20 protein-coding genes and 1 other RNA gene are annotated in these 18,830 nt (G+C 60.4%); all 21 read left to right on the top strand.

Features of this window, described 5'->3' with window-relative positions; translation table 11 throughout:
* Positions 1–3: 3 nt before the first annotated feature.
* Complete coding sequence (cbiD, locus tag ABGT73_RS06215) at positions 4–1,131, top strand: cobalt-precorrin-5B (C(1))-methyltransferase CbiD (RefSeq protein WP_346668936.1); 1,128 nt, start codon at positions 4–6, stop codon at positions 1,129–1,131.
* Complete coding sequence (cobI, locus tag ABGT73_RS06210) at positions 1,125–1,829, top strand: precorrin-2 C(20)-methyltransferase (RefSeq protein ID WP_346668935.1); 705 nt, start codon at positions 1,125–1,127, stop codon at positions 1,827–1,829. Before cbiD ends, cobI begins: the two co-directional genes overlap by 7 nt.
* A 4-nt stretch (positions 1,830–1,833) precedes the next feature.
* Entirely contained in the window at positions 1,834–2,595 is a 762-nt protein-coding gene (gene cobM, locus ABGT73_RS06205) for a precorrin-4 C(11)-methyltransferase (RefSeq protein ID WP_346668934.1), read from the top strand.
* Positions 2,592–3,578 carry a cobalamin biosynthesis protein gene (locus tag ABGT73_RS06200; RefSeq protein WP_346668933.1) on the top strand — a complete coding sequence of 329 codons (987 nt, stop codon included), beginning with the start codon at positions 2,592–2,594 and terminating at the stop codon, positions 3,576–3,578. The genes cobM and ABGT73_RS06200 overlap by 4 nt, the downstream gene beginning before the upstream one ends.
* Positions 3,568–4,305 carry a precorrin-3B C(17)-methyltransferase gene (cobJ, locus tag ABGT73_RS06195; RefSeq protein WP_346668932.1) on the top strand — a complete coding sequence of 246 codons (738 nt, stop codon included), beginning with the start codon at positions 3,568–3,570 and terminating at the stop codon, positions 4,303–4,305. The genes ABGT73_RS06200 and cobJ overlap by 11 nt, the downstream gene beginning before the upstream one ends.
* Positions 4,302–5,048, top strand: a complete 747-nt coding sequence (gene cobK / locus ABGT73_RS06190) for a precorrin-6A reductase (protein ID WP_346668931.1) — start codon at positions 4,302–4,304, stop codon at positions 5,046–5,048. The genes cobJ and cobK overlap by 4 nt, the downstream gene beginning before the upstream one ends.
* Positions 5,039–6,241 (top strand): precorrin-6Y C5,15-methyltransferase (decarboxylating) subunit CbiT, encoded by a 1,203-nt coding sequence (cbiT, locus tag ABGT73_RS06185; protein WP_346668930.1) that lies wholly within the window; start codon positions 5,039–5,041, stop codon positions 6,239–6,241. Before cobK ends, cbiT begins: the two co-directional genes overlap by 10 nt.
* Entirely contained in the window at positions 6,234–7,607 is a 1,374-nt protein-coding gene (locus ABGT73_RS06180; RefSeq protein ID WP_346668929.1) for a cobyrinate a,c-diamide synthase, read from the top strand. The genes cbiT and ABGT73_RS06180 overlap by 8 nt, the downstream gene beginning before the upstream one ends.
* Positions 7,586–8,665 carry a nicotinate-nucleotide--dimethylbenzimidazole phosphoribosyltransferase gene (gene cobT, locus ABGT73_RS06175; protein WP_346668928.1) on the top strand — a complete coding sequence of 360 codons (1,080 nt, stop codon included), beginning with the start codon at positions 7,586–7,588 and terminating at the stop codon, positions 8,663–8,665. Before ABGT73_RS06180 ends, cobT begins: the two co-directional genes overlap by 22 nt.
* Positions 8,659–9,198: a bifunctional adenosylcobinamide kinase/adenosylcobinamide-phosphate guanylyltransferase gene (locus tag ABGT73_RS06170; RefSeq protein ID WP_346668927.1), complete on the top strand. Its 540-nt coding sequence runs from the start codon at positions 8,659–8,661 to the stop codon at positions 9,196–9,198. The genes cobT and ABGT73_RS06170 overlap by 7 nt, the downstream gene beginning before the upstream one ends.
* A complete protein-coding gene (locus tag ABGT73_RS06165; protein WP_346668926.1) occupies positions 9,195–9,971 on the top strand; it encodes an adenosylcobinamide-GDP ribazoletransferase in 777 nt (258 codons plus the stop codon). The genes ABGT73_RS06170 and ABGT73_RS06165 overlap by 4 nt, the downstream gene beginning before the upstream one ends.
* Positions 9,968–10,306: a bifunctional adenosylcobinamide kinase/adenosylcobinamide-phosphate guanylyltransferase gene (locus tag ABGT73_RS06160; protein ID WP_346668925.1), complete on the top strand. Its 339-nt coding sequence runs from the start codon at positions 9,968–9,970 to the stop codon at positions 10,304–10,306. Before ABGT73_RS06165 ends, ABGT73_RS06160 begins: the two co-directional genes overlap by 4 nt.
* Positions 10,303–10,902, top strand: a complete 600-nt coding sequence (locus tag ABGT73_RS06155; RefSeq protein WP_346668924.1) for a histidine phosphatase family protein — start codon at positions 10,303–10,305, stop codon at positions 10,900–10,902. The genes ABGT73_RS06160 and ABGT73_RS06155 overlap by 4 nt, the downstream gene beginning before the upstream one ends.
* Positions 10,899–11,867, top strand: coding sequence for an adenosylcobinamide-phosphate synthase CbiB (cbiB, locus tag ABGT73_RS06150; RefSeq protein ID WP_346668923.1), 969 nt, complete (start codon positions 10,899–10,901; stop codon positions 11,865–11,867). The genes ABGT73_RS06155 and cbiB overlap by 4 nt, the downstream gene beginning before the upstream one ends.
* Before the next feature lie 3 nt (positions 11,868–11,870).
* Positions 11,871–12,923: a threonine-phosphate decarboxylase CobD gene (gene cobD, locus ABGT73_RS06145; RefSeq protein WP_346668922.1), complete on the top strand. Its 1,053-nt coding sequence runs from the start codon at positions 11,871–11,873 to the stop codon at positions 12,921–12,923.
* Positions 12,920–14,416, top strand: a complete 1,497-nt coding sequence (locus ABGT73_RS06140; protein WP_346668921.1) for a cobyric acid synthase — start codon at positions 12,920–12,922, stop codon at positions 14,414–14,416. Before cobD ends, ABGT73_RS06140 begins: the two co-directional genes overlap by 4 nt.
* Positions 14,413–15,087, top strand: coding sequence for a precorrin-8X methylmutase (locus ABGT73_RS06135; RefSeq protein ID WP_346668920.1), 675 nt, complete (start codon positions 14,413–14,415; stop codon positions 15,085–15,087). Before ABGT73_RS06140 ends, ABGT73_RS06135 begins: the two co-directional genes overlap by 4 nt.
* A 4-nt stretch (positions 15,088–15,091) precedes the next feature.
* Positions 15,092–16,105 carry an iron ABC transporter permease gene (locus tag ABGT73_RS06130; protein WP_346668919.1) on the top strand — a complete coding sequence of 338 codons (1,014 nt, stop codon included), beginning with the start codon at positions 15,092–15,094 and terminating at the stop codon, positions 16,103–16,105.
* Complete coding sequence (locus ABGT73_RS06125) at positions 16,098–16,847, top strand: ABC transporter ATP-binding protein (protein ID WP_346668918.1); 750 nt, start codon at positions 16,098–16,100, stop codon at positions 16,845–16,847. Before ABGT73_RS06130 ends, ABGT73_RS06125 begins: the two co-directional genes overlap by 8 nt.
* Positions 16,848–16,937: 90 nt before the next feature.
* Positions 16,938–17,036, top strand: an RNA gene (ffs, locus tag ABGT73_RS06120) — signal recognition particle sRNA small type.
* A 63-nt stretch (positions 17,037–17,099) separates the two neighbouring features.
* Positions 17,100–18,818: a DNA polymerase III subunit gamma/tau gene (gene dnaX / locus ABGT73_RS06115; protein ID WP_346668917.1), complete on the top strand. Its 1,719-nt coding sequence runs from the start codon at positions 17,100–17,102 to the stop codon at positions 18,816–18,818.
* The last annotated feature ends 12 nt before the right edge of the window (positions 18,819–18,830 follow it).

The raw sequence follows: 18,830 nt of genomic DNA, 5'->3' as shown, positions 1-18,830 counted from the left end.
GTCATGTCCTTTGATCATACCGTCCGCAGCGGTCAGCGCTTGCTGCGCTGTGGCTATACCACGGGTACCTGCGCAGCCCTGGCCGCCCAGGGGGCGACCAGACTGTTGCTGATGGGGACAGTGCCGGACGAACTGACGCTGTGCACCCCCAAGGGGTGGGAGGTTACCGTCCAGCCGGAATTCTGCCGTTTGCAGAGAGAGGTAGCCGTATGCAGCGTCGTCAAGGATGCAGGGGATGACGCGGATGTGACGGACGGCATGTCGATTGTGGCTACGGTACAAAAATCCGCTGTGCCGGGTGTGACCATCGACGGCGGCAAAGGGGTGGGCCGGGTGACAAAACCAGGGCTCGATCAGCCCGTGGGGGCTGCAGCCATCAACCATGTGCCACGGCAGATGATCATGCAGCAGGTAACGGAAATCTGCCGCATCTGCGGGTATGCCGGGGGAATTTCGGTGGTCATCAGCATCCGGGGCGGCGAAGAGGCGGCAAAAAGGACATTCAATCCGCAACTGGGCGTGGAAGGCGGGCTTTCCATCCTAGGAACTTCAGGCATCGTGGAACCCATGAGCGAGCAGGCCATTGTGGATACCATTGCCCTGGAGATCCGGCAGCATGCGGCGGTCACTTCGCGGCTGATTCTCACACCCGGCAACTACGGCATGGATTTTTTGCACGCACAAGGCTGGGACGCCAGGAATGTCCCGGTGGTCAAGTGCTCCAATTTCCTGGGGGAGGCCCTGGACTGTGCGGCCATGGAAGGAATCCGGGAATTGCTGCTGGTCGGTCACATCGGAAAACTGGTCAAGGTGGCGGGTGGCATCATGAATACCCATTCCCGTTATGCGGACTGCCGCACCGAACTGTTCTGTGCCCATGCAGCCCTGTGTGGTGCCGGGACGGAAGTCTGCCGGGCGCTGATGTCTGCTGCCACGGCAGACGCCTGTCTGGAAATTCTGGAAAAGGCGGGGCTCCGGGAAGTGGTCCTGCAATCGCTGCTGCAGGCTGTGCAGCGCCATCTTACGCACCGTCTGGGAGACAGCTGCCGGGTAGGGGCCGTGCTGTTTTCCAATCAGTTCGGTCTGCTGGGAAGTACACCGCCCGCCAAGGAGATGCTGGAACAATGGTAGATACAACAAACAAAGGAACACTGTATGGTGTCAGTGTGGGGCCGGGAGACCCCGAGCTGATGACACTGCAGGCGGTACGGTGTCTGCGCGCTTGCCCGGTGATTGCGGCGCCGCAGACTGCAAGCGGACAGATGCTGGCACTGGAAATTGCCCAGGGTGCCATGGATTTGTCAGACAAGACGGTGGTGGCGCTGCGCTTTCCCATGACGCGGGACAAGGAGGCTCTGCACGCGGCCCATCTGGAAGCAGCACAGAAACTGCAGCGGTATCTGGATGCCGGTGAGGATGTGGCCATGCTCAATCTGGGCGATGTGTCGGTATACGCAACCTTTGGCTACCTGCAGGACCTTTTGGAGGAGCAGGGATATGAAACCGTCATGCTGGCGGGGGTTCCCAGCTTCTGCGCCTCGGCAGCGCGGCTCAACCAGCCGCTGACGGCGGGCATGCAGCAGCCTCTGATCATTGCTCCGGGAGGAAATGCCGAGGCTATCCTCGAAATTCCGGGCAGCAAAGTTCTGATGAAGACGGGACGACAGCTGCCGGAAACACTGGAAATGCTGGAAGCCCACGGAAAGCTGTCCCGCAGTGCAATGGTATGCAACTGCGGCCTGCCGCAGGAGGAAGTCTGGCCGGATTTGTCCCGGTATGACAAACATCGGCCGGCGGGTTATTTTGCCATAATTCTCGTGAAGGAGTAATACCATGATTCACTTTGTGGGGGCCGGTCCCGGAGCGCCGGATCTGATTACGCTGCGCGGTGCTCAACTGCTGCAGCAGGCCGACTGCATTATCTATGCCGGCAGCCTTGTCAATCCGGCACTGCTTGCACTGGCAAAGGACGGTTGCTCGATCTACAACAGCGCAGAGATGACACTGGAAGAGGTGCTCACGGTCTTTCAGGAGCAGGAACGGCAGCACCATGAAACGGTGCGTCTGCATACCGGTGATGCCAGCATATACGGTGCCATCCGGGAGCAGATGGACGCACTGGATCGCCTGGACATTGCCTACGATGACACGCCGGGGGTGTCCAGCTTCTGCGGCGCTGCTGCGGCACTGGGGGCCGAATATACGCTGCCCGGCATCAGCCAGACGGTGATCATCACGCGGATGGCGGGCCGGACGCCGGTGCCGGAACGGGAAGCACTGGAAAGTCTGGCCGCACATGGTGCCAGCATGGTGATTTTCCTGTCGGCCGGCATGCTGCCGGCCGTGCAGGATGCACTTCTGCAGGGAGCGTATACCGTAAAAACACCGGCGGCGCTGGTGTACAAGGCAACCTGGCCGGAGGAAAAGGTGGTGCGCTGCACGCTGGGAGAACTGGCCGCTTGCGGGGCTGCGCATCAGATCACCAAAACGGCGCTGATTCTGGTGGGAGATTTTCTGCACACGGCAAAGTACGAACGCAGCAGACTGTATGATCCTTCCTTTACGACGGAATTCCGAAAGGGGAAGCAAGCATGAAGGTGGCCTGCCTTGCCTTTACCGAAAAAGGCTATGCACTGGCCTGCCGGCTGGCACAGGAACTGGGCGGCACAGCACAGCGGAGCGGTCAGCCGTTGACACTGCACCAGTGGACGCAGACGCATTTCCCGCAGGAAAAGGCGCTGATTTATGTGGGGGCGGTGGGCATTGCTGTACGGGCCATTGCGCCGTATCTGCAAGGCAAAACGCAGGATCCGGCGGTCGTGGCGGTGGATGAGTGTGCCCGCTTTGCGGTGCCGCTGGTCTCCGGCCATCTGGGCGGCGCCAACGACCTGGCCCGCCGGGTGGCTTGCATCTGCGGAGCAGAGCCGGTGATCACCACAGCCACTGATGCCAACGGTGTTTTTGCCGTGGATGCGTGGGCACGCATACAGCATTGCGCTGTGCTGCATGTGCCCTGCATCCGCCGGGTGTCCGGCGCGCTGCTGGCGGGCAGAACCATCCGCATCAAAACAGAATTCCCCATAGAAGGCATGCCGCCGGAAGGTGTGGCGCTGGAAACAGGGGATGCTTATGATGTTTATGTGGGATTTGCGCCGCAGCCGTCGGATGTCCTTTGGCTGATACCGCGGTTTGCGGTGCTGGGAATAGGCTGCCGCAAGGGTACGGCCTGCCCGGCACTGGAAACAGCATTTCAGCGATTGCCGCTGCCGGAACAGGCAATCTGCGGAGTGGCCAGCATCGATCTCAAGGCATCGGAACCCGGTTTGCTGGAATTCTGCCAGCAACATGGCTGGACTCTGCAAACCTACCATGCGGCGGCACTGAATGCTGTGCAGGGAAATTTTACAGCCTCCGCCTTTGTGAGCAGCGTAACCGGTGTGGATAATGTTTGCGAACGGGCAGCAGTGCTGGCCAGCGGCGGATCCTTGATCATTCGCAAAATGGCCGGAAACGGCGTGACCATGGCGGCGGCGGTAAAACCCGTCAAACTGGATTGGAGATATCATGATGAGTGGTAAATTGTATGTGGTCGGGCTGGGACCGGGCGACAGTGCCATGCTGACAGGGCAGGCACGCAATGCACTGGCTGACGCGGATGTACTGTGCGGATATACCGTCTATGTGGAGTTGGTAAGACCGCTTTTTCCCCAAAAAGAGACCTATACCACACCGATGCGCGGGGAATTGGACCGCTGCCGCTGGGCGCTGGAAACGGCGTCACAGGGAAAAACGGTTGCACTGGTCTGCAGCGGAGATGCCGGCGTATACGGGATGGCGTCCCCGGTCCTGGAGCTGGCCAGGTCTTTCCCGGAGGTGCCTGTGGAGGTGGTGCCCGGCGTGACGGCAGCGCTATCCGGCGCGGCTGTGCTGGGCGCTCCGCTGGCCCATGATTTTTGTGTGATCTCGCTGTCTGACCTGCTGACCCCCTGGGAAACGATCGTAAAACGTCTGCGCTGTGCAGCCCAGGGAGATTTTGCCCTTTGTATGTACAATCCGGCCTCCCATCGCCGCAAGGACCATCTGCAGCGCGCAGTGGATATTCTGCTGGAGGCAGGAATGAAAAGCAGTACGCCCTGCGCCACCGTACGCAATATTGCCCGCCCCGGGCAGGAGGTACAATTCTATACGCTGGAAGCATTGCGTACTGCTCCGGTGGATATGTTTACGACGGTCTACATCGGGAACAGTACCACCTGGCAGGAGGGTGCCTGGCTGATTACGCCGCGCGGGTATAAAAAAATATGAAAATCGTCATTTTTTCTGGCACGACGGAGGGCAGAAGACTCTCCCGGGCCCTGGTATCTCTGGGCGTCCCGGTATGGGTCTGCGTGGCCACCGAGTATGGCAGAGTGGACCAGGGGGAAGTGCCCGGCGTCACGGTGCTGACCGGACGCCGGGATTGTGAAGGTATCGCAGAGCTGCTGGGCCCCGATACTTTGTGCATTGACGCAACCCATCCGTATGCCGAGCAGGTGACCCGCAATATCAGGCAGGCGGCACAGCGCACAGGGGCCGTCTATAAGCGGTTGCTGCGGCCTGCCAGTACGCTGCCGGAAAACTGTCTTGTGGCGGAGGATACCCCGGCGGCGGTGTCGCTGTTGCAGAAAACGGCAGGCCCTGTATTGCTCACCACCGGCGCCAAGGAAGTGGCAGCTTTTGCGGCGTTGGGGCCCGAACGGCTGTATGCGCGGGTGCTGCCGGTGGAGTCCAGCCTGTCTGTCTGCCGGAAGGCCGGAATCCAGGCTTCCCATATCATTGCCATGCAGGGCCCCTTTGGAAAAGAACTCAATATCGCTCTGATGCACCAGTTCGCCATCCGTTGGCTTGTGACCAAGGATGGTGGGAATCCGGGCGGTTTTGCGGAAAAACTGGAAGCGGCCCAGGTTTGCGGCGTCAGAAGCATTGTCATCCGGCGCCCTGCCGATCAGGGCGAATCCTACGAAGCGATTCTTGATTTTTGCAAGGAGTGGATCACACCATGCGGGTGAGTTTACTGGCACTGGGTGGCGGTACGCAGGCTACCTGGACGGAGCAATGCAAGCAAAGCCTTTTGCGGGCACAGTGCATTGTGGGTGCGGCCCGGCTGCTGGAAAATCTCCCGGACGGCTGCACACAGCGCCGCGTGGCGGCAACCAAACCGCAGAAAATTCTGGAAGCGCTGCAGGGGGCGGAATGTGATGAAGCCGCTGTCGTCTACAGCGGGGACACGGGATTTTATTCGGGCTGCCGGAATCTTGTTCCGCTGCTGCAAGCACAGGATATTCCGTATGTTGTCTGTCCGGGAATTTCCAGTGTACAACTGATGGCTGCTGCACTGCATCGCCCCTGGCAGGACTGGCTGCTCGTCTCGGCCCATGGCGTACAGTGTGATGCAGTGGCGGCGGTCATGCAGGGAAAACCAGCCTTTTTCCTCACGGGAGGCAGCCTGGGGGTCCCGGAACTCTGCTCACAGCTGACGGATGCCGGGCTGGGCGATCTGCCGGTAACGGTGGGGGAAAATCTGAGCTATCCTGACCAGCGTATTGTGGAAGGAACGGCGGCCCAGATGCAAAGGGAAACCTTCGCGCCGCTGTGTGTGCTGCTGGCCGAAGCGGCACCGCAGCCGCCGCGCCGGATGCCGGGATGGCCGGATGCCTGGTTTATACGCGGTAAAGTCCCTATGACGAAGCGTCAGGTGCGTGCGGCGATTCTGGCTGCGCTGAATCCCGGGCCGGAGGAGGTTTTCTGGGACGTGGGCGCCGGGACGGGCAGTGTCAGCGTGGAGCTGGCGGCTGCATCGCAGGGTGGGACCGTATATGCAGTGGAGTGCGAAGAATCGGCGCTGGAATTGATCCGGCAGAACCGGGAAAAGTTCCATGTCTGGAATGTACGGGCGATACCCGGCCGTGCGCCCCGGGCGCTGGAAGATCTGCCGGCGCCGGATGCGGTTTTTGTGGGGGGCAGCAAAGGCAAAATGGAAGAAATTCTACGCCTTGCGCTGAAAAAAAATCCCGCCGTTCGGTTATGTGTGAGCTGCATTGCCCTGGAAACGCTGGAAACAGTCCTGGCATTTTGCCGTGAGCAGGGCCTGACGCCGATGGTGACGCAGCTTGCAGTCAGTGAAGCGCAGCCGGTGGGCAGGCTGCACCTTATGATGGCCCAGAATCCCATTTTCCTTGCGACGGTACAGTGCGATGATTGAATGTATGGTGGCCGCCCCGCAGTCGGGAGGCGGCAAAACAGTGATGACCTGTGCGCTGCTGGCGGCACTGAAACAACGGGGGCATACTGTCTGCGCGTTCAAGTGCGGGCCGGATTATATTGATCCGATGTTTCACCGTGCCGTGCTGGGCATCCAAAGTCACAATCTCGATCTTTTCCTCTCTGACGAGACAACGGTTCAGCACCTTTACGGGCGCTACACGCAAGGCTGCGATGCCGCGGTCTGCGAAGGGGTCATGGGATTGTACGACGGAGTGGGCGGCACCACGACCCGCGCCAGCGCCTGGCATCTTGCGGATGTGCTGGATCTGCCTGTGCTGTTGGTACTTCGTCCCAAAGGGGCCAGCCTGACGCTGGCAGCGACGGTGCGTGGATTGAATGAATTCCGTACCCACAGTCATTTGGTGGGAATCCTGCTCAACGACTGCAAGCCGATGCTTTACCAGATGCTGGCGCCCATGCTGGAGCGGGAAACGGGGTTGCCGGTGCTGGGATATCTGCCGCCCATGGAAGAAGCGCAGCTGGAAAGCAGACATCTGGGCCTTTATACGGCGGGAGAAATCGAGGATCTTCAGGAAAGAATCCACGCCCTGGCGCAGCAGGCCTGCAAGACATTGGACCTGCCTCGGCTTGAAGAACTGTGTGCGCGGCCCCGTCGGACAGAAGAACCAACCCCCCCGATGACCTCCGCGGTACCCATTGCAGTGGCGCAGGACGAGGCATTTTGTTTCTGTTATGCGGAAACGCTGGATGCCTTGAGGCAAGCGGGAGCCAAGCCGGTCTTTTTCAGTCCTTTGCGGGACACAGACTTGCCGTCCGGCTGTGCGGGGCTGTATCTTCCGGGCGGATATCCGGAATTGCATGCAGCCAGGCTCAGTCAGAACCAGGCTATGCGTACTGCGGTACAAAAGGCGGTGTGCGGTAGGATGCCGACGGTGGCGGAGTGCGGCGGTTTTCTGTACCTGGGACAGGCCCTGGAAGATGAGCAGGGCACTCTGTGGCCTATGGCAGGGGTTCTGCCGGGACAGGGACACCGCACAGAGCGGCTGGTGCGGTTCGGATACGCGGAACTCACCGCCAAGGGGGACAGTCTGTTGTTCCGTGCGGGAGAAAGCGCGCCGGTACATGAGTTTCACTACTGGGACAGCACACAAAACGGAACGGATTTCACAATCCGGAAACCACTGGGCAGCCGTCAATGGCAGGAAGGATTTGCTTCCCCGACCCTGTTTGCGTCGTTTGCCCATCTGTATATGGCAGGAACACCCCGGTTGGCACGGCGTTTCGTGGAAGCAGCCGGTGCGTATGAGAAGGAGCGTGGCGTATGCCGCAAGGAAGAAAACTGAGCGCACTGTTAGGATCCATCCGTCCTCCGATGGAAGACGCGGCGCACAGAGCACGGCAGCGCTGGGATGCCTGCGCAAAACCGCTGGGCAGCCTGGGCCTTTTGGAAGATATGGTGACGGATATGGCAGCGCTGGTCGGAACGGAACAGCTCCGGCTCACCCCGCGGGCGGTGCTGGTTCTGTGCGCTGATAACGGTGTGGTAGCCCAGGGCGTTTCCCAGTCCGGCTGCGAAGTGACCGGCATTGTGGCCCGCGAGCTGGCGGCGGGAAAGAGTAATGTCTGCCGTATGGCAGCATTGGCCGACTGCCGGGTAGTACCTGTGGATATGGGAATCCGAGATTTTTCGCCCCGGTCAGGCGTGCTTTCACGCCGGATCGGCAATGGAACGGCAGATATGACTTTCGGCCCTGCCATGTCCTATGACCAGGCGGAGCAGGCCATTCTGACGGGGATTGACCTGGTCAGACAGCAAAAGGAAGCCGGTATGCATCTGCTTGCAACAGGTGAAATGGGCATCGGCAACACCACCACCGCAACTGCAGTAAGCTGTGTCCTGCTGGGAGTGAGCCCGCAGGAGCTGACTGGCCGCGGTGCCGGCTTGTCGGATCAGGGGCTTGTGCGCAAGCGGCAGGCGATCGAAAAAGCCATTGCCTGCAACCGGCCCGACGCCAAAGACCCGGTGGACATCCTTTCCAAGGTGGGGGGATTTGATATCGCAGGGCTGTGCGGTGTGTTTCTGGGCGGGGCAATTTACCGGATTCCCGTTCTGATCGACGGTGCCATCAGCGCGGCTGCGGCACTGTGCGCGGTACGGCTGGCGCCCGCGGCGTCCGCAGCCATTTTTGCAACGCACCAGAGTGCCGAACCGGCCGGCAAGTTGCTGCTGGAGGCTTTGGGCAAGCGCCCGATCCTTACGGCCGGCATGCGGCTGGGGGAGGGAACCGGTGCTGTGGCCGTCATGCCTGTGCTGGATATGGCGATGGCCATCTACGACGGCAGTACATTTGATGATTACGGTATGCAGCCGTATGCGCCACAGGGAGGTGCCGGATGCTGATCCTGGTGATCGGAGGTTCCGGCAGCGGCAAAAGTGAATACGCGGAGCAGCTGACAGTACATCTGGCAGGCGCTATGCCGCGGTACTACCTGGCAACCATGCAGGTCTGGGATGAGGAATGCCGGGCGCGCATCGAAAAACACCGGCGCCAGCGGGCCGGCCGCGGCTTCGTGACGTTGGAGCGGCCGCTGGATCTTATGGGCATACAGTCGGCCGCTCTTGACAAAGGTGGTACGATTTTGCTGGAGGATCTCGGCAATCTGGCGGCCAACGAATTCTATGCGCCAGGGCGGACACTGCATCAGACAGAAGAAATCATCCTCGCCGGCATCCGCAAACTGTACGGCATGTGCTGTCACCTGGTGATTGTGTCCAATGAAGTGGGCACGGGTGGAAGTAATTACGCAGGGGAAACCGAGCAGTATCTGCGTTTGCTGGGAAAGCTGCATCAGGAACTTGCAGGGCAGGCGGATGCAGTCTGCGAAGTGGTTGCCGGTCTGCCAAGTTATTACAAAGGAAGGAACCCTCTATGATCGTGGCGGAAACCATCGCGGTTGCCTTTGCCATGTTCAGCGCAATCCCGGTGCCGCAGCCTGTCTGGAACGAAAAAAACATGCGGCATGCGATGTGTGCGTTTCCGTTGGTAGGTCTGGTCTGCGCAGCGGCGTATGTCTTCTGGACAGTTTTATGCGGCGCCTGGCCGGTCCCGGGCTGGCTGCAGGCGGGCGGATATTGCCTGATTCCCGTGTTCATCACGGGCGGCATTCATCTGGACGGGTATGCGGATACCTGCGACGCGCTGGCCAGTTATGCGGAACAGGCAAAAAAGCAGGAAATTCTCAAAGACCCCCATTGCGGTTCCTTTGCCCTGATTCGGGTGTGCAGCTATTTTGTGGCCTATTTTGCTCTGTGCGCGTCTGTACAGATGGACCGTCAGGCACTGATCTGCCTGGGGCTGGGATTTGTGCTGGAACGGACCCTGTCCGGGTGGGCCGTGGCGTCTTTCCCGATCGCCAGAAATACCGGCCTGGTCCATACCTTTGCCACGGCGGCGGACCGTGTTACGGTGCGCCGGGTCCTGGCGGTGCTGGCAGTATGCCTGTGTGCCGGATTGATGGCAGCCGGCGGCGTGGCCGGGGTCTGTATGATTGGGGCGGCGATGCTGGTGCTGTGGCGATATAAATGCGTGGCCCAGAAACAGTTTGGCGGGATTTCCGGCGACCTGGCCGGGTGGTTCCTTCAAAAAGCAGAAATCTGGATGCTGGCGGCTTTTGTGGCTTGCCGCATTGTGGAGGCAGGCGTATGATTTTTCTGTTCGGGCCGCTGTATGGCGGAAAACATGATTTTGCCTGTCGCCTTCTGGGATGTACCCCGGAAGAACTGAAGAGCCGGGCGGCGGACCATGTGGAGAACCATGCCGCACAGGCCCGGGACCTGGAAGCGCTGGCGGATGAGCTGGCAAAGGCCGAAATTGTAATCGCCACAGAGGTGGGCGGCGGTATTGTCCCGGCGGATCCACAGGAACGCTCCGCCCGGGAAGCAGCCGGCAGGCTCAACTGTCTTCTGGCGGAAAGAGCGGATACTGTGGTCCGGGTCTTTTACGGATTGCCGCTTGTTTTGAAAGGAAGTTTGGAATTGTGATCATCTATTTGCTGCGCCATGGTACGACCGTGTATAATGTGGAAAAACGCTATCAGGGACAAAGAAATATCCCGCTCTCGGAAGAGGGAAAGGCCTGCATCCGGCAGGCTGATTTTTCGCCGGAGGTGGTGTACGTCTCTCCGCTGGTCCGTACCCAGCAGACGGCGGCCATCCTGTTCCCGCAGGCCCGGCAGGTCGTGGTGGAAAATCTCAAGGAGATGAACTTCGGCAGTTTTGAGGGCCGCAATTATGTGGAGATGGAGCACGACCCGGATTATCTTGCCTGGGTGAAGGCAAACTGCGAGACGACCTGCCCGGATGGAGAACGAAAGGACCAGTTCTGTGACCGCACCTGCGCTGCCTTCGCCCAGTTGGTGGACGAGGCTTTCCGCCAGAAGAGGAACCAACTGGTGATTGTTGCCCATGGCGGCACACAGATGGCGGTGATGGAACGGTACGCGGTACCGCACCATGAATATTACCACTGGTGTGCGCCTAATGCGGGCGGGTATAAACTGGACGCTTCCCGCTGGCCGCAGGAGCATATTCTGACGGTGCTGGAAACGGTTCAGTATACCAAAGGGGCCAACGCATGAAGATCTGTGCAGCCATCGTGATGGGATTCCTTCTGGATCTGTGGCTGGCGGACCCCGCCTGGATGCCCCATCCCGTGGTAATCATGGGAAAGTGCATCACAGGATTGGAAAAATTCCTGCGCGCACGTTTTCCGGCCACACCGGAAGGAGAACGGGCGGCCGGCCGGGTGCTCGCGGTGGTACTGCCGGTTGGAACACTGCTCTTAACGGCGGCAGTCTGCGTGGTGGCAAACCGTCTGCACCCTTTGCTTGGACTGGCGGTACAGACCATCTGGTGCTGGCAGGCACTGGCTGTGAAGGGACTGGCTGTGGAAAGCCGGCGTGTGTACGGCTGCCTCGCCGCGGAAGACCTGCCCGGGGCCCGCAAGGCGGTGGCACGGATTGTAGGCCGGGATACGCAGAACCTTACCGAGGAAGGCGTGACAAAGGCAGCCATAGAGACGGTGGCAGAAAATTTTTCTGACGGCGTGATTGCCCCGCTTGTGTATATGCTCATCGGTGGGGCACCGCTGGCGCTGTGTTACAAAGCAATCAATACGATGGACAGCATGGTGGGGTACAAGAATCAGCGCTATCTGCATTTTGGCAGGGCGGCAGCCCGGCTGGACGATGCGGCCAATTTCCTGCCGTCCCGGCTGGCAGCCCTGTTCTGGATTCTGGCCGCAGCGCTGACCGGGCAGGATGGGAAAAATGCCTGGCGGATCTGGCGGCGGGACCGCCGGAACCATGCCAGCCCCAACAGCGCCCAGACCGAGTCGGCCTGTGCCGGGGCGCTGGGCGTGCAGCTGGCGGGACCTGCCTACTATTTTGGAGAATACTACGACAAGCCCACAATTGGGGATGCCCGGCGTGCGGTGGAGCCGCAGGATATCCTGCACGCCAACCGGATGCTGTTTGCCGGGGCCTTTGCAGCGCTTCTTGTGGGGCTGCTGCTTCGCGGAAGCATTCTGTTTTTCTTGAGGTGAATGATGCAGCTGGTGCATGGCGGCGATTGGGCCGGATTTGAAACGGAATACGGGCGGCCACCGTTGGATTTTTCCGCCAACGTTAGCCCGCTGGGTGTGCCGGAGGCAGTGCAGCGGGCCGTGCAGGAAGCGGTGTCTGTGGCGGATCGATACCCGGACCCGCTGTGCCGAAAACTGCGGCAGGCCATTGGAGAGACGGCAGGTATCTCGCCTGCATGGGTGCTTTGCGGCAACGGGGCTGCGGATCTGATCTGGCGGCTGGCAGCGGCGGTTTGTCCCCGGGAAGCCCTGATCCCGGCGCCGACGTTTGCCGAATATGAGGCAGCGCTGAATAGCGTTCATTGCCGGGTAAAGCGCCACTCTCTCTTGCCGGAAAGCAATTTTGCCATCGATGAAAGCTTTGTGGAAGCAATCACCACGCAAACCGAGATGGTGTTCCTCTGCGAACCCAACAACCCGACCGGCCGCACGACACCCGTGCCGATTCTGCGACGGATTCTGGACCGCTGCACCGCTGTAGGGGCCCTGCTGGTTGTGGATGAATGTTTTATGGACTTTCTGGATGATCCCGCTGCCCATACGCTGTTGCCGCAATTAAAAGACCATCCGAATCTGGTGATTCTGAAGGCGTTTACCAAACTCTACGCCATGGCAGGCATACGGCTGGGTTATGCACTGTGCTCTGACGAAACGCTGCTGGAGCGGATGCGGCTGGCAGGACCGCCCTGGTCTGTAAGCTCACTGGCACAGGAGGCAGGCTGTGCAGCTCTCGGGGAAAAGAAGTATGTACAGCAGGTGCGCGCCCTGATCCGCAGTCAGCGGATCCTTTTGCGGCAGGGGCTTGAGCGTCTGGGCCTGCAGGTGATCCCCGGGGAAGCCAACTATCTTTTGTTCCGGTGCACGGTGCCGCTGCTGCAGCCCTTGCGGGAGCAGGGCATCCTTCTGCGGGGGTGCGGAAATTACCTGGGATTGGACGACAACTGGTACCGGACGGCGGTGCGGACAGAACCGGAAAACTGCCGTCTGCTGGCGGCACTTGAGGAGATACTCGCATGAGCCAGATACATCATGCCCGCTGCATCATGGTGCAGGGAACAATGTCGGGCGCCGGAAAGAGCCTGCTGTGCACGGCCCTTTGCCGTATTTTTGCACAGGACGGGCTGCGTGTGGCCCCCTTTAAAAGCCAGAACATGGCGCTGAACAGCTATGTGACGCGCGAGGGACTGGAAATGGGACGTGCACAGGTGGTGCAGGCCCAGGCTGCTGGCGTGGAACCCGACGTGCGGATGAATCCTGTGCTGCTCAAACCCTGCAGCGACACGGGCAGTCAGGTGATTGTCCGGGGAGAGGTGCGAGGCCAGATGCCCGCAGCGGAGTATTTCCGCTACAAAAAGCAGCTGATTCCGGAAATTCTGGAGGCCTATGAAAGCCTGGCACAAACCTGCGATGTGGTCGTGGTGGAGGGGGCCGGCAGTCCGGCAGAAATCAATCTGAAGCAGGACGATATCGTGAATATGGGACTGGCCAGAATGATCAACGCCCCGGTGCTGCTGACCGGAGACATTGACCGGGGCGGTGTGTTTGCCCAGCTGTATGGAACGGTAGCCCTGCTGGAGCCGGAGGAACGGGCGCGGATCGGCGGACTGGTCATCAACAAATTCCGCGGCGACCCGGCCATCCTGGCGCCGGGACTGGCCATGCTGGAAGAGAAGACCCGTTTGCCGGTGCTTGGTGTGGTGCCTTTCATGGATCTGGACATTGACGAGGAGGATTCCCTGGCACCGTGTCTGGAAGAGCGCTCCGTGCATAAACCTGTGGACGTGGCCGTGATCCGGCTGCTCCGTCTTTCCAATTTTACAGATTTTACCCCGCTGGAAGCCCACCCGGTGCTGGGGATCCGGTACGTGCAGGATGTTTCCTCGCTGGGACATCCCGACTTCATCATTCTGCCGGGAACCAAAAATACCATGGAGGATCTGCTCTGGCTGCGGCAGAATGGTCTTGAAGCGGCCATCCGCAAACTGGCTGCGGCGGGCACCCCGATTCTCGGTGTCTGCGGCGGCTACCAGATGCTGGGGCGGACACTGCAGGATCCCTGGGGCGTGGAGGGCGGCGAAGCCGGACGCACACTGCGGGGCCTCGGACTGCTGCCCATGGATACCGTATTCACACGGCAGAAAACGCGCACCCGTGTACAGGCCACTGTGCTGCAGCAACCGTTTGCGGGAGCGCAGCTGGATGGATATGAGATCCATATGGGAAACACACGGGGGGCGGGAACACCGTTCTGCCGTCTGCAGGATGGAACCCCGGAAGGCTGCTGCCAGGGGCAGGTATTTGGTACCTATCTGCATGGCCTGTTTGATACTGGCGAGTTGACGGTCAGGCTGGCTGACTGGCTTTGCCGTCGCAAGGGCCTGACGGTACAGCAGGCGGCGCCCATCGACCACGAGGCGTACCAGCAGCAACAGTTTGATGCCCTGGCAAAAGGGGTCCGTGAGGCGCTGGACATCCAGGCAATCTATCGTCTGATGGAGGAATACCGATGATACAACACACGCTCCCCGCCGATATTGAGCGGACCAGTATGCAGATCATCGCAGAAGAGCTTGCGCAGCAGAATCTTGTGCCGGCTCCGGAATGTGAGGCGGTCGTGCGGCGCGTGATCCATGCCACGGCTGATTTTGACTACGCCCATACGCTTCGGTTCACCCCGGGAGCCGTCCGGTGCGGTGTGGCAGCGCTGAAACAGGGAACTCCAATCGTCACCGATACCAACATGGCCCTGGCCGGTATCAGCAGGCCTTCACTGGCGGCTTTGGGCTGCACGGCACAGTGCTTTATGGCGGACCCGGAGGTGGCAAAAGAGGCCAAACAGGAAGGGACAACGCGCGCTGTGGCCTCGATGCGCCGCGCGGCGGAAATCTGTCCCAATGGAATTTTTGCGGTGGGCAACGCCCCGACGGCGCTGCTGGCGATGTGCGATCTCATGGAACAGCTTGTCCTGCGTCCGGCACTGGTCATTGCTGTACCTGTGGGGTTTGTCAACGTGGTGGAGAGCAAAGAAAAGATCTTCTCCGCGTGCAGGGCACATAATGTGCCTTGCATTGCGGCAATGGGGCGCAAGGGCGGAAGTACGGTGGCGGCGGCTATATGCAATGCGCTGCTGTACACGGCTACGGAACGTCTGGACCCGGCCGCCCGGGGCTGGCAGGGGTGATACAATGAAGAACAGAAAACAACCCAAAACATCGGTGCCCGCCGTGCTGCTTCTGCTGGCTGTGGCGGTGGTGGTGTCTTCGGTGGCCGCTTTGTGCCTGGGCAGCCAGCCCTATTCGCTGGGGCAGTTGTGGCAGGCACTGGGGTCCCGGGATGAGCAGGACCCTGTCTGGCGCGTGATGGCCTATGTGCGGTTGCCCCGTATGCTGGGAGGACTTTTCTCCGGCGCAGCTCTTGCTGTGGCCGGTGTCCTGCTGCAGGCGGTGCTCAACAACGCCATGGCAAGCCCGAATGTGATCGGCGTGAATGCCGGGGCCGGGTTCTTTGCACTGTTTGCCATGGTGCTGGTGCCGGCCGTGCCGGGGGCCATGCAGTTTGCCTCGTTCCTGGGGGCGCTGGGCTGTTCCATGCTGGTGTATCTGCTGGCCTGGCGCGCGGGACTTTCCCGCACAACGCTGGTACTTGCCGGCCTTGCGGTCAGCGGCATGCTGACTGCCGGCATCAACACCTTGAAATTGCTCTGGCCGGAAATCGTAGCCAGTTCCCCCGGCTTTCTGACCGGCGGGCTTTCCGGCGTTACGATGAGCATGCTGGGGGCGGCATTTCCGTACTTCCTCCTGGGGCTGCTGCTGGCGCTGTTTTTGACGGTGGATCTGAATGTCCTCTGCCTGGGGGAGGAGAGCGCGACCGGCCTGGGGCTGCATGTGACGCGCACCAGATTCCTGGGCATCCTGGCGGCAGCGCTTCTGGCAGGTGCAGCGGTTAGCTTTGCGGGGCTATTGAGCTTTGTGGGGCTGCTGGCACCGCACATTGCGCGCCGGCTCATTGGTACCGACCATCGGATTCTTGTGCCGGCGTCGGCATTGCTGGGGGCCGCGTTTGTGGTGCTGTGCGATATTGCTGCGCGGCTGCTGTTTGCGCCGTTTGAACTTCCGGTGGGAATTCTGCTCTCCCTGATCGGGGGACCTTTCTTCCTGAGCTTGCTGCTCCACCGAAAAAGGAGGCGTATCTATGTTTGAACTCCGGAACGTTTCGGTGGGATATGACGGAGTCTGCGTTGTGCGGGATGTCAGCTTTACGGCACAGGATGGTCAGATCACCACGTTGGTAGGCACCAACGGCTGCGGCAAAACGACGCTGCTCAAAGCGATGGCAAGGCAGCTTCCGCTGCTGGACGGTCAGATTCTGCTGGCGGGGCGTGAACTTCACAGCTACAACCGCAAGGAGTTTGCCCGTGCAGCGGCCTTTATGCCCCAGGTGCGCAACATCCCCGAGATCACAGTGCGGGGCCTGGTCAGCCATGGCCGGTTTCCGTATCTGGGACTGTCCCGCCAGATGACCACACGGGACAAGACGGCTGTGGAACAGGCCATGCAGGCCACCGGCGTTGCCCAGTGGGCGGAGCGGGATCTGCGGGAGCTTTCCGGTGGCGAACGGCAGCGGGTCTATCTGGCTATGGCACTGGCACAGGGGGGCGATACCATTCTGCTGGATGAACCCACGACTTATTTGGATGTTTCGGCGCAGTTTGAACTGCTGGAACTGATGCGCACCCTGGCAGATCAGGGAAAGTCCCTTCTGCTGGTCCTCCACGATCTGGCTCAGGCGCTTCAGTACAGTGACAGGGTGGCGGTTCTGTCGGAGGGCGGATTGCTGGCATTCGACAGCCCGGCAAATCTCTTCGAACAGAAAATTCTGGACGGTGTGTTCGGGGTTACCCTGTGCCGGGACCCGGAGGGGACTTACTATCTGCGGCGTTGAAATCTGCTGCATCGGCCTCTTGCATTTATGCGGCCGATATTGTATAATAGCTTCTGCGGACAGGGCTGTATTGCGCTGTTTTGCGTACAGATGCGGGCCCCGTGCGTGGGCGTCCTGTGAACCATGTCAGGCGGGGAACCGAGCAGCATTAAGCGGTGCTCGTCCAGTGCTGCGGCAAGCCTGCATCTGTACGCAAAGCGGCGCAGCCGCGTGCTCTGCCCGCTTTTTCTGATTTTACGGGGAGGTGTGCCGATGTATCGAGCACTGTATCGCAAATGGCGTCCGCAGCGCTTTGCCGATGTGGTGGGGCAGACTCCCATTGTCACCGCATTGCAGAACCAGATTGCGGCGGGACGCATCGGACATGCCTACCTTTTTACGGGAACCCGTGGTACCGGCAAGACCACCTGCGCAAAAATCTTTGCCAAAGCGGTCAACTGCCTTGACCATACCAGCCCGGATCCCTGCTGCGAATGTGAGATCTGCAAGGGCATTGACAGCGGCGCCATCATGGACATCATCGAGATGGATGCTGCCTCCAACAACGGCGTGGATGATATCCGGGATCTGCGGGACGAGGTGGCGTATCTGCCCTCTGTGTGCCGGTACAAGGTATACATTATCGACGAGGTGCACATGCTTTCCACGCAGGCGTTCAATGCGCTGCTGAAAACCATGGAAGAGCCGCCGGAGCATGTCATCTTCATTCTGGCGACCACCGAGGTGCAGAAGGTCCCGGTGACGATCCTCAGCCGATGCCAGCGGTATGATTTTGCCCGTATCACGGCGCAGGACATCGCGGGACGGCTGACCTACGTGGCGCAGCAGGAGAAAATCGAGCTGGAGCCGGGGGCAGCGCAGCTCATCGGGCGTCTGGCCGACGGTGCCATGCGTGATGCACTTTCGATTCTCGACACCTGCGCAGGCGTGGATAACCACGTGGATGAAGCGCTGGTGCGCCGGATGGCGGGCGTGACAGATCGCAGCTATCTGTTTGAAATCAGCGATGCCATCGCGGCCAAAGATGCCGTTGCAGCGCTGGAAAAAATTGCGGAACTGCGCCAGCAGAGCGTGGATATGCGCCGCCTTTGCATGGAACTGGCGGGACATTACCGCAACCTGATGCTGTGCGCGCTGCCGGGGGGCACAGGGCTGCTGACAGGTACCTCGCCGGAAGAGGAAGCGGCGTATTCACAGCGCAAGGACTTCCCGCAAACGGAAGCCATCCGTGCCATCAATGCATTCGGTCAGGCGCTGGAAAAAATGAGCCGCGGCACCGACCAGCGCATCGAACTGGAACTGGCGGTATTTTCTCTGACGCAGCCGCAGACTGTGCAGGCGGTGCAGGCTGCACCCGTACAGCAAGCGGCACAGCCTTCCGCGGCACCGCAGCCTTTCGCTTCGGCGGCTGCCGTCCCGTTTGTGTCGGCGCCACCGGTACAGAATACCAAACCTGCAGCGCCGCCGCCCACCGTCCCGGCTGTGGCACAGGAACCGCCGGAAGAGCTTCCGCCGCCCGAGGAAGAACCGGATTTTTTGCAACCGGAACTGCGCCCGGCAGCTGTGACACAGGCGCCCGCACCGCAGCCTGCCCCCAAACCGGTGCGCCGTGCGGCTCCCAAGCAGGAGGTAGGACCGCTGGAACCTTTCCCGCAATGGGCGTTGGTTTTGGCGGATCTGGAGGAAACCGACGGGATGATGATTTCTTTCCTGCGCGGGACCAGGGCTTACTACGACGGCAAGCATGTGCTGTTTGAGTGCAGCGATGCTTTCCGCGACTATATTCGCAACAACCGCGAAGTGAGCAAAAAGCTGAAGGAGACCATCTACCGGGTGACCAAGATCCGCTGCAGCATCGGCCCCTATGAAGCGCCAAAGACAGAGGACCATGTAGGTCCACAGATGTCTCTTGACCAGACGCTGCAGAACATGCAGGCACTCGGTGTGGATGTTCAGATTGAAGACAAATAAAATTGGAGGAAA

It is taken from the genome of uncultured Subdoligranulum sp. (assembly GCF_963931595.1).
In the GTDB taxonomy this organism is placed as follows: Bacteria; Bacillota; Clostridia; order Oscillospirales; family Ruminococcaceae; genus Gemmiger.
The sequence above is the reverse complement of the archived record's forward strand: the minus strand, read 5'-3'. Positions and strand labels throughout refer to the sequence as shown.

What these genes read in the sequence shown, in the direction of transcription:
- cbiD (WP_346668936.1), top strand. Translation starts at nt 4, where the DNA reads ATGTCCTTTGATCATACCGTCCGCAGCGGTCAGCGCTTGCTGCGCTGT.
- cobI (WP_346668935.1), top strand. Translation starts at nt 1,125, where the DNA reads ATGGTAGATACAACAAACAAAGGAACACTGTATGGTGTCAGTGTGGGG.
- cobM (WP_346668934.1), top strand. Translation starts at nt 1,834, where the DNA reads ATGATTCACTTTGTGGGGGCCGGTCCCGGAGCGCCGGATCTGATTACG.
- ABGT73_RS06200 (WP_346668933.1), top strand. Translation starts at nt 2,592, where the DNA reads ATGAAGGTGGCCTGCCTTGCCTTTACCGAAAAAGGCTATGCACTGGCC.
- cobJ (WP_346668932.1), top strand. Translation starts at nt 3,568, where the DNA reads ATGAGTGGTAAATTGTATGTGGTCGGGCTGGGACCGGGCGACAGTGCC.
- cobK (WP_346668931.1), top strand. Translation starts at nt 4,302, where the DNA reads ATGAAAATCGTCATTTTTTCTGGCACGACGGAGGGCAGAAGACTCTCC.
- cbiT (WP_346668930.1), top strand. Translation starts at nt 5,039, where the DNA reads ATGCGGGTGAGTTTACTGGCACTGGGTGGCGGTACGCAGGCTACCTGG.
- ABGT73_RS06180 (WP_346668929.1), top strand. Translation starts at nt 6,234, where the DNA reads ATGATTGAATGTATGGTGGCCGCCCCGCAGTCGGGAGGCGGCAAAACA.
- cobT (WP_346668928.1), top strand. Translation starts at nt 7,586, where the DNA reads ATGCCGCAAGGAAGAAAACTGAGCGCACTGTTAGGATCCATCCGTCCT.
- ABGT73_RS06170 (WP_346668927.1), top strand. Translation starts at nt 8,659, where the DNA reads ATGCTGATCCTGGTGATCGGAGGTTCCGGCAGCGGCAAAAGTGAATAC.
- ABGT73_RS06165 (WP_346668926.1), top strand. Translation starts at nt 9,195, where the DNA reads ATGATCGTGGCGGAAACCATCGCGGTTGCCTTTGCCATGTTCAGCGCA.
- ABGT73_RS06160 (WP_346668925.1), top strand. Translation starts at nt 9,968, where the DNA reads ATGATTTTTCTGTTCGGGCCGCTGTATGGCGGAAAACATGATTTTGCC.
- cbiB (WP_346668923.1), top strand. Translation starts at nt 10,899, where the DNA reads ATGAAGATCTGTGCAGCCATCGTGATGGGATTCCTTCTGGATCTGTGG.
- cobD (WP_346668922.1), top strand. Translation starts at nt 11,871, where the DNA reads ATGCAGCTGGTGCATGGCGGCGATTGGGCCGGATTTGAAACGGAATAC.
- ABGT73_RS06140 (WP_346668921.1), top strand. Translation starts at nt 12,920, where the DNA reads ATGAGCCAGATACATCATGCCCGCTGCATCATGGTGCAGGGAACAATG.
- ABGT73_RS06135 (WP_346668920.1), top strand. Translation starts at nt 14,413, where the DNA reads ATGATACAACACACGCTCCCCGCCGATATTGAGCGGACCAGTATGCAG.
- ABGT73_RS06130 (WP_346668919.1), top strand. Translation starts at nt 15,092, where the DNA reads ATGAAGAACAGAAAACAACCCAAAACATCGGTGCCCGCCGTGCTGCTT.
- ABGT73_RS06125 (WP_346668918.1), top strand. Translation starts at nt 16,098, where the DNA reads ATGTTTGAACTCCGGAACGTTTCGGTGGGATATGACGGAGTCTGCGTT.
- dnaX (WP_346668917.1), top strand. Translation starts at nt 17,100, where the DNA reads ATGTATCGAGCACTGTATCGCAAATGGCGTCCGCAGCGCTTTGCCGAT.